Raw genomic sequence first — 14,544 nt, 5'->3', positions numbered from 1 at the left:
ATTGATCAGATGGGCAAAACCATGACACGACAAAAACCGACCGTCAATCGGTATTTGGCAAATTCAAGAACCACGACTACAGCAAGCCAAGAGGAAACCGGACCCGGATCGGCATGGATTATAAAAGTGACGATTTATGGTTAACATCAAAGACAACTTATGCTTCACCCCACATCATCATGCGGCATAAAGCATAAGTTGCCTGCAACTGGCGACTTGCACCTCATCTTCCTAAGTGACCTGCGCCCCGTTATTGATGGCAGGTTATGCCCCCATAGAATAACCTGTAGCAAGAAAAGCGGCCCCACCGGGACCGCTTACATACTCTGATCATCTCATCGGCTGGAAGCCCATCAGTTCATCAATACTGGGCGGCGTCCGAGACTCGGGGAAAAGAGGAACAGGTGAAAACAGTTCGTCCCAGTTTTCTTCGCTAGGCGCAAACTCCATCACTATCCGCGTCTGCAACTCATAACCCTCATTCTCGTCACCTTTGCGCCTCTGCACAGTGATCTTTGCTGGCGCGCCCTGTCTGTAAGAGACCAGCGTTCGCTCCCAGGGGACGTCGGAGTCACTAGCAACTTCGTCAACCTGCTTCAATTTTCCATCGTCGTAGTAACTGTACCTGCGTATTACCGAGCCGAAGTAGCCAACTTCTAAGAGCCTGCCGTTGTGGTCATAATGATAACTTTCGAGCGTTTCATGCCGATCGTCTTCTGTGCCCCACATCTCGTCTTCACCGTATAAGCTTCGCACTTTGGCCGTCACTTGTTCTGACGCATTGAAGAGATAGGAATCGTAATACCTGCCTGATTCAGAACCGGCATTGGCAGTACCGCGATAAACGATCACACGGTCACTCAGGCGAGTGGCTGCGTAGTTGTATAAGTCTGCGATCGTTGAGCCGTTGTAGCGTTGAACATCCTGTTCCACGCTATCGCCCAGGTAGCGATAGGTCCGTGTTTGTCGGGCGGAAGAGCATCCCCTCAGCAGCTTGAGCGAGACAGCAATGGGATCAGCCTCCATGCAATACGCATCCAACAAGTCCGCCCAAGCGCTATCGGCAGCGAGGTCAATGCTCAAGGGCCGCTGCTCGGCATCGAAGCTGACGGTATTGGTCTGCGTGTGATCAACGATGGCTGGCAGATCCGGCTCATCCACCGTCGAGAGGTCGATATCGGAGGTGAATTCTGACAACGCCAATATCTCGGCAACCGTTGTGTTCAGACCCACAAATTCGTAGTCGATCACCTCCGTTGCGGTCCCGCCAAAATGCTCAAGATCGGCATGGATGGAGTAACTGTAACTAAAGTTCGAGCCAGGCGTGAACAGACCGGCAAAATATCCGGACTCTTGCTGTAGCCGTCGGCCTTGACGCACCGGGCACTTCATCGGGCCATTATTCGACAGACCTAGTATCGCCAGTGCTGTAGCACCTGTAGCCGAGCCTGACATACCGAGAAAATACAGATCCGGATAGCGCAACAACGGGGTCGGCGCCGACATGTACTGACACTGAAGGTAGGAATGAGAAGCGTCGTCTTCAGTCCCCCAAACCTTGTCCAACCCGACGAATTCCAACTGCACGTTGATCGTTAACTCGTCAGGGTATTGAAACTGCATGCGCGACACCTGCGCGCCGTCAGCGTCATAAAACCTGGCCTGGGTTGGCGCACTACTTGCCGGTTCTGTAACGGCGCTGCCACTGGATGATGAGGATCCACCGCCACAGCCGGCCGCCAGCAGGGCGACCAGGCATACGAGGCTCCGGCGCAGTGTTATTGTCATAATCATATTGTCCGCAGAAGCGATATCACGTTAATGGCCGCATTGTCTTATCACTGCGGCGTATGCATATCAGTTTATATTTTTCCCCACCACATAGTAATCCAGTGACTCGAAACTATCATGCTTCCCCTCTAAGCCTCGCTCGCTACCGCGCGCCAGGCCGCCTGCGCAAACACCTCCGCCTGCTCCGCCGGAGCACCTTTTACCCTGCCGGATAACCAGGCCCGGCAATAATTCTCTGACTGGCCGATCAGCAAGGACGCATAGGTTTCCTTCGGCAACGGACGAATGACACCATTTTCCATGGCCTCAGCAAGGCGCTTTATCAGTGCGCCGTAGCGCTGCTTGTTGCGCGTTTCCAGCTCGCTTTTGTGCTCACCCGAGGCCACCAGGCTACGGGCCTGGAACATGAAGCGCGCCAGTGTGGGCTGCTCTGTCACCCAGGCAAGGTAGCTGCGGACCATGGCTTCAATGGCCCCGCGCAAGTCGGGGGCGGCCTCCATGGCCGGGCCGATATGTGCCTGCAAATCATCCAGAGCAGCCAGAAAGATCGCCGCGACCAGGCCTTCCTTGTTGCCAAAGTGGTGATAGATGGTACCGATGCTGCTCTGGGATCGCTGGCGGATCACGTCGATAGTGGTGGCCTCCAGGCCCAGCTCATCAAAACAGGCCAGCGCACAATCGAGAATATGGCGCTTGTTGGCTTTTCTGAGCCCGGGGATAGCCCGCTCGAATACCGATTCCCTTATCTGCTCCACATTGCCCTCATTAGAATTTAACTCTAGAATAATATTCTATTACTTCATCATGGCCCGTTCCAGCCCGGATTCCGCCTGTCAGCCACCGCACCACCGACGAGGTTCCCCATGGCGACCACCGACACCACTGCCTGTATTCTCTGCTCCCGCAACTGCGGCCTGAGTGTGGAGATCGACGACCATCGGTTTACCAAAATCAAGGGCGACAAGGCGCATCCGTTCAGTCAGGGGTACATCTGCCAGAAGGCGGCGCGACTGGAACATTACCAGAATCATGACGATCGACTGACGTCCCCCATGCAGCGTCAGCCGGACGGTTCGTTCAAGGCGGTCAGCTGGGATGACGCGCTGGACGATATCGCCCAGCGGCTGACCCGTATTCGTGACCAGCATGGCGGCGACGCCTTTGCCTTTGCCGGCGGTGGCGGCCAGGGCAACCACCTGGGCGGCGCCTACAGCCAGCAAATTCGCAGCTTCATGAAAAGCCGCTATGGCTATAACTCACTGGGCCAGGAAAAGACCGGTGACTTCTGGCTGAACGGCCGCCTGTTCGGCAACCAGCAATGCCATACCACCGAAGACGTGGAGCACGCCGATTATGTGTTGTTCATCGGCACCAATCCGTTCCAGGCCCACGGCATTCCCAATGCCCGCGACACCCTGAAGCACATCAAGAAAGATCCGGAGCGGACCATGGTGGTGGTGGATCCCCGCCTGACCGAGACGGCGAAAATGGCGGACATCCATCTGCAGCTTCGCCCCGGTGGCGACGCCTGGCTGATGAGCGCCATGCTGGCGATCATCGTGCGCGACAATCTGCATGACCGGGAATTTCTGGCACAGCATTGCGAAGGCTTCGAACAAGTGGAGGCCGTGCTGCGCAGTATCCCGATTGCCGAGTACGCCGCCCAGGCCGACGTGCCGCTGGCCACACTGGAGCAGGTAGCCCATGGTTACGCCACCGCCAGGCGCGCCTGTTTGCGAATTGATCTGGGCATTCAGCAAACCCTGAACACTACGCTCAATGGCTATCTGGAAAAGCTGCTGTACCTGATCACAGGCAACTTCGGCGTACCGGGTGGCAACAACCTGCACACCTTCTTTCTGCCGGTGATTGGCGACAGCGACGAGCGTAATCCCAAGTACAAGCGCACCGCTCATCACGGCATGTTCCCCATTGCCGGTATTTACCCGCCCAACATTCTGCCGGATGAAATTCTCCACCCGGGCGAAGATCGCATCCGCGCGGTATTTGTAGATAGCGCCAACCCGGTGATGACCTGGACCAACACCGCCGCCTACGAGAAAGCGTTTTCGTCACTGGAACTGCTGGTGGTGGTTGACGTGGCCATGACCGAAACCGCCCGCCTGGCACACTATGTCTTGCCCGCCGCCAGCCAGTTTGAAAAGTGGGAAGCCACCGGTTTCAACCTGGAATTCCCGGCCAACGGCTTCCACTTGCGTCACCCGCTGTTCCCACCCAGGGAAGGCACCTTGCCGGAGCCGGAAATCTATACGCGCCTGCTGGAAAAACTCGGCGCCATTCCCACCCGCTTCCCGACGCTGGAACGGCTGGCCAAACTGGAGCCCTCTGGCACCGCGTACCTGGGCTTTCTGAGTGCCTTCGCCGCCACCCTGGCCAGCCACAAGCAATGGATGCCGTACGCAGCGTCCATTCTCTACCGCACGCTGGGCAAGGCCCTGCCGGATAACGCCGCCGCCACCATTCCGCTGCTGCCACTGGCCATTATTTACGCCCAGAAGCACTACAAGGCGGTCAAACGTGCCGGCCACAAGGGCAATCGCCTGACACTGGGCGCCAATCTGTTCAAGGCGATTCTGGCAGGACGTTCCGGCATTACCCTCAGCCAGCACCGCTTTGAGGATTTGTGGGGCTTTATTGCTCACAAGGACGGCCGCATTCACCTGGCCATCCCGGAAATGATTGAAGAACTGCGTAACCTCACACCGCCCAACACCACCGAGCACTACCCGTTCATTCTCATGGCCGGGGAGCGCCGCAGCTACAACGCCAACCAGATCTATCGCGACCCGGCCTGGCGCAAAGTCGACCCGCACGGCGCCATGCGCATGCACCCCGACGATGCCAACGCCCTGTCGCTCAGTCATGGCGAGCGAGCACGGTGCCGATCCGAGCACGGAGAAATTGAGGTGGTGATCGAGGTGGATGATAGCGTGCGCACCGGCATGGTGACCCTGCCCCACGGCTATGGAAACCGTTTCAAGGGCAGTGCACCGGTGGGGCCGGAACTGAACCGGCTAACCGGCAGCGCCCATTGCGATCCGCTGTCCCGGACGCCCTATCACAAGCATGTGCCAGTGATGATTGAGGCGCTGACCGACACCGCTGCGGCTAGCGCATAACGGGTCGATCTACGCACGGGCCCCGGGAGTAAAATCCAGGGGTCGGAGCCAGCTCTCGACGCCATTGCCCGGCCCGGTGAATCAATGCTTCGAAACCCGATCCTGGTAAGCGCGTGAAGCGGCAGAATCCTGCAGCAATCGGTTCTGCGCCCCGGCCAGTTTTTTGAAGAAGCGGCCAACGCTTTCTGGCAGCACTTCTTCGATGGCAGAGACCGGAGACAACCAGCGTGGCACGGTAATTTCCGATTTGCCGTGGGCACAGGAGGCCACAATTTCTTCCGCCACCGCCTCGGGCTTGGCTGCGGGCACACCGCGAATATTCAGCCCCGCTGTTAATTCTGTCTGCACCGCAGAGGGCATCACCGTTGTGATGCTGACCAGGGAATCCGCAACCTCGGCGCGAACAGCACGGGACAGGCTGGCCACACCAAACTTGCTGGCGGTGTAGACCGCCACACCTGGCAGCGTCATTTTGGCAGACATGGACGCCACATTGACGATGTGACCGTAATCCGACGCCAGCATGTCCGGCAGCACCAGCCGCATGCCGTTAATCACGCCACCCAGATTGATGGCGATTTCCCTGTGCTGGCTCTCCAGGGTCTGATCAATAAAGCGTCCTGTGCGTTGGATGCCGGCGTTATTCACCAATAAGGCAATGGGCCCCAAGTCTTTCGCCGCAGCCAGAAAGGTGGAAAAAGACGCGGGGTCTGCCACATCCAGTTTTACCCCAAGCGCACCGCCACCGATCGCCTTGGCCGCTTTTTTTACTTCCACCTCATCAATGTCGCCCAGCACCACCCGGGCGCCACGCTTGGCGAGTGCGCTGGCCGTTGCTTTGCCGATCCCCCGCGCCGCACCGGTGACACACACCACCGCACCGTCCAGTTTAATCGCCATGACTCAACCTCCCACGGGGTAGCGCAGACCAAAGTAGCCGGACAGATTCCAGCCAAAGTCATCGCGGATCAGCACGCGCCCCAAAAACACATCCGGAACAATCTCGACGATTTCATCACGGGTTTTGGGCAGGATCAGCGGGTTGTTGTGCTCGGGCGATGCGTAGTTGAGAGATCGCACCGGAATGTTGGGCGCCACAGGAGAATTATCAATGCAGTGGTAAAAATCGAACCCGATAAGTTCACCATTGATCTTGCGCAACTTGTAGTGCGGCATCACCGCCATGGCGGCTATTTTTGTGCTGCCCGTTAGGCGGTTATAACCCGTGCCGTCGGTATTGAAGGTTTTTCCCGCCCAACCCATACCGCCCAGCATCCGGCCGAGTCGAATCAAATAATCCAGCCCTCTGAGCACCGGGTTGCCGTACAGGTTCATGTTGATTCCTTCACAATCCCCGTCCGGAGACTCCGGCGCCGAGCCTTCTGCAAACACGCCGGCCAGACGGTATTGCTGGGCCGGTTTCTGCAATTCCTGAAACAGTTCCCAGGCCAGCGCCTTTGCCTTGGACGGTTGTGTTACATGCATCTTCCTCAGGCTGTCCACATATGCCTGATCCGATATCGGCACTTTCGATGCCCGGGTTGTGACTGCCACGCTCATACTTTTCTCCATCACGATGACGATGTTGCGCAAAATTTTTTTTGGTACAGACCTGTACCAATATTAGATTCAGGCGCTTCAGCGAGTCAACACCGCCTTGAGGGCCAGACGTTCGCTTTATAAGATGAGCACATCGGAGCCAGGCCACCCCCATGTCACATCCCAAACGCCCTTTTCTTGGCGAATCCGCCGCCACCCGAGTTCAGAATCGCCGTCAGACCCTGCTGGATACCGCCTTCGTAAAAGCCTCGGAGAGCGGCTGGAAGGGGCTGTCCATCCACCAGCTCTGCCAGGATGCGGGCCTGAACAAGCGCTATTTCTACGAGAGCTTCAAGGATCTCGATGCGCTCGCCGCGGCCTTGATCAACGACCTGACCGGCCAGCTGGTTCAGGTGGGGCAGAGCGCGGTGTTTTCAGGTTTGCAGGAAGGCAAGGAGACATTGCCACTGGCCACCCAGGCGTTACGCGCCAGTATCGGATGGCTCGTGGACGATCCTCGGCGGGCACGCATTCTGTTCAGTCTGGCCAACGATAATCCCGGTGCGTTGAAGCACCGGCAGGACGTCATCAAGACACTGGCGCAGACCTTGTCGGCCTTCAGTATCGAGTATCACCAGGCCGACGAGCCCCACGTTATTGCCAAGGTGGGTTCCGCCATGCTGATCGGCGGCACCATCGAGATCGTGGTGAGCTGGCTGGACGGAAACCTTGAGGTGTCGCTGGATGAACTGGTGGAAGACGTGGCGCATTTCTGGGTCGCCGTGGGCGATAGCGCCATCAATCTGACTCAGCGACGACTGGATGAAAGATCGCAGGGTGGTAAGGGATGAGGGCGTTTCTGCGTTGGGGAGCAGGGGCGGGGCTGGACTGGTCTGACGTCCGACCAGTGACTTCTGACTTCCGACCATTCTCGCCACACCTGCCTCAGCCCTCCCCCTCTGGCGTTAGCGTCTTCACAATCATGTCCGTCATCACCGCCACGATCTGGGCATCCTTGACCATCACCATGGACGGCGGTGTGGCCAGGTAGCGCGCCAGCGTGGCCATGGACGAATTGATCAGCACGAACAGCCGCACGTGGAGATCCTCCAACGGGTAGTCGCGATAATTGGCCCGGAACCAGGTCATGGCGATGTCCAGCAACTGCTGCTCCAGCAGAGACATGGCGTACTGGGGGGACAACTGGTTCCAGTGCTTGGCCAGTTCCCGTACCACCGGATCGGCGCGCAGGGTCTGCAGGGTGAACATCAACGCCGTCTGCACCAGCACCGGTAACGGCAACCGCGCCAGATCCAGCTCGACTTGCTGCCGGGTGAATCCTTCCATCAGTTTACGCGCCTGCCACTCCAGAACCGCTGCAACGATCTCTTCCTTGTTGGTGAAGTAGTGGTACAGCGAGGCAATGTTGACCCCCGCCTGATCGGCGATGTGATTGGTGGTGGTGTATTCCAGGCCCCGCTCTACCAGGGTGGCAGCCGCCGCCTCGAGAATACGGTCCACCATCTCCCGGGAACGGCGCTGTTTCGGCTGTCGGCGCATGCCATCCTCAAACGCAAGTTGAATTCAAGTAATTGCTTGAATTAGCTTACTCCCATACCGAAATTCAGGCGAGGACTTCCTGCATGGCCAAGGCCCCAACCGTGATGAACACATCCAACAACCACACCGGCGCCAGACCTGCACCAACCCGGGTGCGCCCCTTTGAGATCACCCAGAAACTGCCACGCTTGCAGAAGATGGTGTTTGGCAAACAACTGGCGCCCACCCGGGAACGTTACGACCAGCTGGTGGATGCCCTGTGGCAAGGCGACGAGCCCATGGATACCCTGCTGGACTGGATCATGGAAGGCAATGCCCGCGAGCGCCGCGGCATGTATGACAAGGCCGTCAAGGAAGGCATCGACGCCGTGGACAATGCCCCACAGCCCCTCAAGGATTTCTTTGCTCTGGTGGACCGCGATCCTGACTGGCTGGACCGCGAGTTACTGGAAGAAGGTGTTGGCGTCGTGCAGAGTCTGGGCGAGTTTGGTCTCTACATCATGCGCGACCAGGCGCTGATGGTGGGCTACCTGCTCAGCGGTTTCAATCATGCCCTGGTGGCTACCGGTGCACTCAACAAGGGGGCGTCCCAGCGTACCGGTGAAACCCTCAAGTGGTGGATGGACTGCACCGAACATGGCGGCATGGAACGCTTCGGCGAAGGCTTTATCAATACCCTGCATGTGCGCTGGGTGCATTCCATGGTGCGCCGCCATCTGCAAACCCGAAAGGAATGGGACAACAATGAGTGGGGCATCCCGGCCAACCAGACTGACATGGTTGCCACCTATCTGGCGTTCGGTTCCGTGCTGCTACTCGGCGTGCGGCTGGGTGGTGTCATCATCACGCCACACGAGTCCCGTGCCGTGATGCACCTGTGGAAATACGCCGGCTGGCTGATGGGTGTGGAAGAAAAGTGGCTGGTGGATTCCGAGATGGAAGGCTTCCGCCTGCTGCGTCACACCCAGGCCACCCAGTCCCGCCCCGACTGGACCAGCAAGGAACTGGGCGAGGCGTTGTCCAAAGAACCCTTTGACCGCATCTACCCCTGGAAAAATACATTCCCGCGCTTACACAAGCTGTACCTGAAATACGAATACCACTCGCACCTGAGCCTGACACGTCTGTTCCTGTCCCGCGAACAGATGAGCGCATTGGGCCTGCCCGCATGGGTGTTGCCCTGGTATCCGGCCATGACCACACCGCTACGGATTGCCCGCGGCGTGTATCAACGGGCAAGCCGGGCAGACAAACGCACGCTGGAGAAGAAGGGCCGGGAGCAGCAGATCTATCGCATGAAGGCGGTCTTCGGCGAACGCGAACACGGCATTATCCAGCCGGATAAAAACCATCCCGCACACATCGGATAATTCGTGCTCGATTCATCCCGCACGGTAACCATGCTACCGCTTACGTTGAGGCCGCACGCATTGACAGGCAAAGCAGATACCGACACCGGGAATCAGGGTGCACAGGCATCAGGGAAAGTTTAACCTTTGATCACGATGTGCCCTGGTGCCCTCTCCCAGGCATTTTGTTCCGGTCGGCACGTCACTGCTGCGTAAATAAAACAATACACCACAAGCGGAAACACGCTCACCATGGACGCAAGAAAAACCCTCGCCCCAGCTTGGCAAGATCTGCTTGCGAATCTGCGCAGGGAGGGCAAACAGGACGCCGCCAATTCCATTGAAGACGCCCTGAAAAAAGGGAAGAAAGTGCAGGCCGTACAACTGGCCCGCTCGCTTGGCGTGTTACCGGAGGACGAGGGAGCCTCTGAATAACTCCTTGCATGCTCAGTCTTTCAGGCTGGCTCGCAATCTAGGCGCACTTTTGATGGCATGCTGGTTGCCTGTCGAGAAAGTGCAACAACGAGTGCGAGCCAGCCTGGAAGACCCGGAGGGCGCGGCCTGGAGCGCCCATCTGCTGCGTCTTGCCTCTCGGAAAGGGAGCCACCCTGACCATCGAGACAAGACACAACAGCTGGGCGCTCCAGGCCACGCTGAGTACGCAAGGAGTTATTCAGAGGCTCCCTAGCGCCGGCGAAACTTGCCTGGCGACATACCCGTCCAGCGGGTAAAGGCATGAATAAAGCTGGCGGTTTCTGCATAGCCCAGACGCTCTGCCACCGACTCCACACTCAACCCCGCGGTCTCCAGCAACTCAATGGCCACCCCTTCACGAATCTCTTCCATTAACGCCCGGTAACCACTGCCTTGTTCTTCCAGGCGCCGGCGAAAGGTACGCGGGCTCATATTGAAAAGTGACGCGGCTTCGTTTAACGAGGGCATGTCCGCGACTCGCCCAATCAGCATGCTGCGCACTTCACTGGGAAACCCTGTCTGACGCCGCTGTCGGTCCAGCAAGGCCTCACACTGACGAACACAAAACTCTGCCGTGGCGGGGTTGGCCTTGGGAATGGCACGGGACAGCTGGCTCGGGTCCAGCACAATGCGATTGTCCTCGCTGCCCAATACCAATCGACAGTTTGTCAGCGCCGCCGGCATTACCTTGAACGGCAGGTGATCCAGGGTGAGGTGAATCTCTTTTGGTGCCATCAATTCGTCGCCCATCATTTCCCGGCTGAGAAGCAGAAAAATCACCAGGTGGCGCTCCAGCACGAACTGACGCAGCCGGGGAGGAATGTGTGAGACATCCATGAGAATTTCTGCCCGACCGGGCGTTTCACGAAACGCGAACCGCACCAGCACAAACGACAGCTGGGTGAAACGCAGCCCGACCTCGATCGCCGCTCGAACGGTCGGGCTGCTGATAATCGCAAAGGCCCAAATCCCGAAAGTGGTGAGCTGATAACGCATCCCTGCCTCGATCCCCAGCCCCGACGCTTCCGGTAATAACGTCACCAGGTTGTCGATCACCTGCAGTTCCTGAGCCCCGGTCACCCGGCACTCCGGGTCCTCCAACTGATGGGCAGAGATACCGGTGCCTTGCAGGCACTGCGCCACAGAGAGGCCTTTCTCACGGCCCAGGCGAACCATGAGATCAATGCTGGAAATGGAGCGGGTAGTGGCCAGTGTATCCATCCGGCCATTTATGACCATTTGGCCATAAATATCAATAACTGGCCTGCACTCACATCAACAGACCCTCCGTGATCCCCTAAATTAAGGGCTCATCTGGAGGACATCCCATGCGCAAGACGCTCATCCTGATACAGGAAAACCAGTTCAGCGACACCCAGGTGGCGCTGTTGGAAAAGATCATCCGCAACCATTACCGCCACCATGTCAGCCGCGAACGCCTGTTACTGATCTGGAACCGGATTCCCGCCGGTCAGGCCTTTACCAATTACCAGGATTCGCGCTCTTCACTGGTGACCATGGAATGCCCACCCGGCTTTCCCCAAAACCAGCGCATCGCAGTACTGAAAGCCATCGAGAAAGACTGGCTAAAAATCAGTGGTCAACACCCGGACGAGCTGATGCTGGCCCTGGTAGAAGAAGACCTGTTTGCCGACGTCTTTCAGGGCACCCAGAAACGGCTTTCCCTGCGCGGACGGATTGCCTTTGTAGCAAAGGTCATCCGTACAGTGATTCACGCTCAATTCAAGCGCATCCCCATCATTGTTAACCCGAATCTGTGAGGTCCCCATGCCGGTCTATAACATCGCCAGCCGCCAGCCCCTCAGCTATGACGCGCGCCGCCGCACCGCGGACGCCATTGCCGACATCCATTGCGGCCTGACAGGCGCTCCACCGGAATTTGTCAACGTGATCTTCATGCACGGCCATCCGCTCAAGGGAGGGCATGACCTGAATGTCATTTGTAATGTCCGCAGCGGCGGCAACCGAAACGCCGAACTCACCGAAACCCTTCGTCAGAAGATTCGCGAAGGCGTCGCAGTGAGTGCCGGAATAGTTTTGGACAAGGTAGAAGCCACCCTGGTGGGCTTCCCTGCCAGCTGGGCCATGGAAGGCGGGGAAATCCTTCCCGAACCTGGTGAAGAGGACAGCTGGCTGGCCCGCAGCCAGGGCTGATAAGGGAGCGATCGCCATGAATGCCTCGCCGCACATATCACTGCACTTCCATGAGCAGGTTGCCACCATCAGGCTCTGCCTTGATGACGGCGGCTACATGACCGCGCCCGTGGTGAACGCGCTGTACGACACCCTGCGTTCACTACAACGTCAGCCCGGGGTACGCGCTGTCATCCTTACCGGGGAGCATCCCGGCTCCTTTATTACGCACTATTCACTGGCCGAGATTCATCGCGTTGCCGCCCCGACACTGGCCCTGAAGCCCTGGCTGCGGGGAGCCTTTCCACTGGCTATTCGTACCACCATGGCCTTGGCACGACAGTGGATACGCCGGGATCGCCAGCGCCCCCATGAAGGACGCATTGATCGCTGGATGCGTGGCACCCCCGTCGAAGGCGCCTTGCTCTATGCCCGTGCCAACCGTCTGATCCGCACCCTGCGTCATTATCCCCTGCCGGTCATTGCGGCCATCCACGGAGATGCCCAAGGCTATGGCATGGAGCTGGCACTGGCCTGCGATTTCCGATTGATGGCCAGAGGACGTTACCGGTTAGGGCAGATCGAAACCCTGGTCGGGCTGATCCCGGGCTCTGGCGGCATTCACCACCTGGTCAAACTCACAGGTAGCGCCAAGGCGGCAGAATTATGTTTGCTCGGAATGCGGCTGGATGCAGACCAGGCCTGTCAGGCAGGTCTGGTATACCGGGCCACCGACCCCGACGCTCTTGAGCAAACCGCTCACCAGCTGGCGCAACAACTGGTGCAAAAAAGCCCAACGACGCTGTCGGCCATCAAAGCCTGCCTGCGCGACAGTGAATCCTCGTCGCTGGCGCTTTCACTGGCCCGCAGTGAGCCACGTTTTATGGAGGCCGCCTGCACGCCGCAATCTCTGGCCTGTTATACGCAGCAACAGCAACAGCTGGCTGAAGGGAAAACCTCAGCACAGTACCTGGAACACCAATCGACACTGAATTTGAACGACGCGGCCGGACCAGCCCGCTGATATTGCACACAGGAGTCACACCATGACCGCTTCCTGCCTTGACACACTGGCCAGCGCGAGCACCAATGCCAGCGAATTACCGCTCCTTCTTGCCCGACAAAAACAGGCCTTTATGGATTCCCCCGCCCCCACACGCGAGAAGCGGATCCAGAACCTGAATCGGTTACATAATGCCTTGCTGGAACATCGTCAGGCTCTGTCCAGTGCCGTCAGCCAGGATTTCAGCGGCCGCTCCACAGCCGAAACGGAACTGGCGGAAATCCTGCCGTTACTGGAAGGCATCGCTTACTACCGCAAGCGACTCAAACGGCTAATGAAGCCACAACGCCGCCACGCCCCGCTCACCGTGATGCCGGCAAAGGTAGAGGTCCATGTTCAGCCGCTGGGCGTGGTCGGCATCGTGGTACCCTGGAATTTCCCCATCTTCCTTGCCCTGTCACCGCTGATTGGCGCACTGGCGGCAGGCAACCGGGTGATGCTCAAGTCCTCAGAGTTCGCCCCCGCAACAGGGCAGCTGCTGCAAGCGATTCTCGCCGAAAACTTCGACGCGGATGAGGTGTGCATGGTGGGTGGCGATGTGGATATCGCCACGGCATTTACTAGGTTGCCCTTTGATCATCTGGTTTTCACCGGCTCCACTCAGGTGGGAAGACACGTCATGCGCGCTGCAGCAGACAACCTGACGCCCGTGACATTGGAACTGGGAGGAAAATCCCCGGCCATCATCCACCCGGACTTTCCGGTTGACGAAGCCGCCCGCCGACTGGCTTTCGGCAAGAGCATGAACGCCGGGCAAATTTGTGTATCACCGGACTATGTGTTCTGTCATGAGGATAAAATCAGCGAGTTTGTCCGTACCTTTACCGGCGCCGTCGAACAAGCCTACCCGACGCTGGTCGACAATCCGGACTACACGGCCATCATCTCGGAACGACAAAAGCAGCGGCTGGAAAGTTATCTGGAGGATGCCCGCACCAAGGGAGCGACCCTCATTCCCATCAACCCCTCGGGGGAGGATATGAGTGGCACGCGAAAAATGCCGCTGACCCTGGTGCTGAATGCCACGACCGACATGAAAGTGCTACAGGAGGAAATTTTCGGACCGATTCTGCCGGTGGTGGGTTACCGTGATTTAGACGCCGCCTTGCAGGAAGTGCGCGCACGGCCACGGCCTCTGGCACTGTATTACTTTGACTGGGACAAGCAGCGGGGCAACCAGATTCTGCAAACCACCCACTCCGGGGGCGTTTGCATCAACGACACCCTCAGCCATGTCACCGCAGACGACATTCCCTTTGGGGGGATTGGTGACTCGGGGATGGGGCATTATCACGGCAAGGAAGGCTTCCTCACCTTTTCCAAGACCAAGGGGGTGGTGCGAAAGGGCCGCATCAACCTGGCAGCCATGGTCGCTCCGCCCTGGGGCAACACCCTGTTCAAACTGATGATGTCACTCCAGGCCCTGCGCTTTCGCCGCATCAAACCTTAAGGAGCCTCTGAATAACTCCTTGCA

General features: G+C 58.3%; 14 protein-coding genes. 8 read left to right on the top strand and 6 right to left on the bottom strand.

Annotated features, from left to right (window positions below; translation table 11 throughout):
- Positions 1–330 precede the first annotated feature (330 nt).
- Positions 331–1,623: a hypothetical protein gene (locus tag A15D_RS07000; protein ID WP_102791343.1), complete on the bottom strand. Its 1,293-nt coding sequence runs from the start codon at positions 1,621–1,623 to the stop codon at positions 331–333.
- A gap of 296 nt (positions 1,624–1,919) precedes the next feature.
- Complete coding sequence (locus tag A15D_RS06995) at positions 1,920–2,546, bottom strand: TetR/AcrR family transcriptional regulator (protein ID WP_233192134.1); 627 nt, start codon at positions 2,544–2,546, stop codon at positions 1,920–1,922.
- Positions 2,547–2,654: 108 nt separating this feature from the next.
- Between A15D_RS06995 and A15D_RS06990 the strand changes: the two genes are divergently transcribed.
- A complete protein-coding gene (locus A15D_RS06990; protein ID WP_102791342.1) occupies positions 2,655–4,931 on the top strand; it encodes a molybdopterin-dependent oxidoreductase in 2,277 nt (758 codons plus the stop codon).
- Between the two features lie 81 nt (positions 4,932–5,012).
- Here A15D_RS06990 and A15D_RS06985 read toward each other — a convergent pair whose 3' ends face one another.
- Complete coding sequence (locus A15D_RS06985; protein WP_102791341.1) at positions 5,013–5,831, bottom strand: SDR family oxidoreductase; 819 nt, start codon at positions 5,829–5,831, stop codon at positions 5,013–5,015.
- A gap of 3 nt (positions 5,832–5,834) precedes the next feature.
- Positions 5,835–6,491, bottom strand: a complete 657-nt coding sequence (locus tag A15D_RS06980) for a hypothetical protein (RefSeq protein WP_022984578.1) — start codon at positions 6,489–6,491, stop codon at positions 5,835–5,837.
- Positions 6,492–6,643: 152 nt separating this feature from the next.
- On the opposite strand from A15D_RS06980, the gene A15D_RS06975 reads away from it, so the two are divergent.
- Positions 6,644–7,321, top strand: coding sequence for a TetR/AcrR family transcriptional regulator (locus A15D_RS06975; RefSeq protein WP_022984577.1), 678 nt, complete (start codon positions 6,644–6,646; stop codon positions 7,319–7,321).
- Between the two features lie 94 nt (positions 7,322–7,415).
- Here A15D_RS06975 and A15D_RS06970 read toward each other — a convergent pair whose 3' ends face one another.
- Positions 7,416–8,030 carry a TetR/AcrR family transcriptional regulator gene (locus A15D_RS06970; RefSeq protein WP_022984576.1) on the bottom strand — a complete coding sequence of 205 codons (615 nt, stop codon included), beginning with the start codon at positions 8,028–8,030 and terminating at the stop codon, positions 7,416–7,418.
- An 83-nt stretch (positions 8,031–8,113) separates the two neighbouring features.
- On the opposite strand from A15D_RS06970, the gene A15D_RS06965 reads away from it, so the two are divergent.
- The gene (locus tag A15D_RS06965; protein ID WP_022984575.1) at positions 8,114–9,400 is read left to right on the top strand and encodes an oxygenase MpaB family protein; all 1,287 of its coding nucleotides are present in this window, start codon (positions 8,114–8,116) and stop codon (positions 9,398–9,400) included.
- A gap of 231 nt (positions 9,401–9,631) precedes the next feature.
- Positions 9,632–9,814 (top strand): hypothetical protein, encoded by a 183-nt coding sequence (locus tag A15D_RS06960; RefSeq protein WP_022984574.1) that lies wholly within the window; start codon positions 9,632–9,634, stop codon positions 9,812–9,814.
- Between the two features lie 249 nt (positions 9,815–10,063).
- Here the strand turns inward: A15D_RS06960 and A15D_RS06955 are convergent, their stop codons facing one another.
- The gene (locus tag A15D_RS06955) at positions 10,064–11,074 is read right to left on the bottom strand and encodes an AraC family transcriptional regulator (protein WP_022984573.1); all 1,011 of its coding nucleotides are present in this window, start codon (positions 11,072–11,074) and stop codon (positions 10,064–10,066) included.
- Between the two features lie 107 nt (positions 11,075–11,181).
- Here A15D_RS06955 and A15D_RS06950 point away from each other — a divergent pair, with 107 nt between their 5' ends.
- From A15D_RS06950 to A15D_RS06935, 4 genes are read left to right on the top strand one after another with little or no spacing between them, the layout of a single operon-like run.
- The gene (locus A15D_RS06950) at positions 11,182–11,634 is read left to right on the top strand and encodes a hypothetical protein (RefSeq protein WP_022984572.1); all 453 of its coding nucleotides are present in this window, start codon (positions 11,182–11,184) and stop codon (positions 11,632–11,634) included.
- A gap of 7 nt (positions 11,635–11,641) precedes the next feature.
- Positions 11,642–12,028: a hypothetical protein gene (locus A15D_RS06945; RefSeq protein WP_022984571.1), complete on the top strand. Its 387-nt coding sequence runs from the start codon at positions 11,642–11,644 to the stop codon at positions 12,026–12,028.
- Between the two features lie 16 nt (positions 12,029–12,044).
- Positions 12,045–13,031: an enoyl-CoA hydratase/isomerase family protein gene (locus tag A15D_RS06940; protein WP_022984570.1), complete on the top strand. Its 987-nt coding sequence runs from the start codon at positions 12,045–12,047 to the stop codon at positions 13,029–13,031.
- 22 nt (positions 13,032–13,053) lie between these two features.
- Positions 13,054–14,520: a coniferyl aldehyde dehydrogenase gene (locus tag A15D_RS06935; RefSeq protein ID WP_022984569.1), complete on the top strand. Its 1,467-nt coding sequence runs from the start codon at positions 13,054–13,056 to the stop codon at positions 14,518–14,520.
- The last annotated feature ends 24 nt before the right edge of the window (positions 14,521–14,544 follow it).

Source organism: Alcanivorax sp. MD8A, assembly GCF_002888555.1.
Taxonomy (GTDB): Bacteria; Pseudomonadota; Gammaproteobacteria; order Pseudomonadales; family Alcanivoracaceae; genus Alcanivorax.
This window is presented reverse-complemented; position numbering and strand designations above follow the sequence as displayed.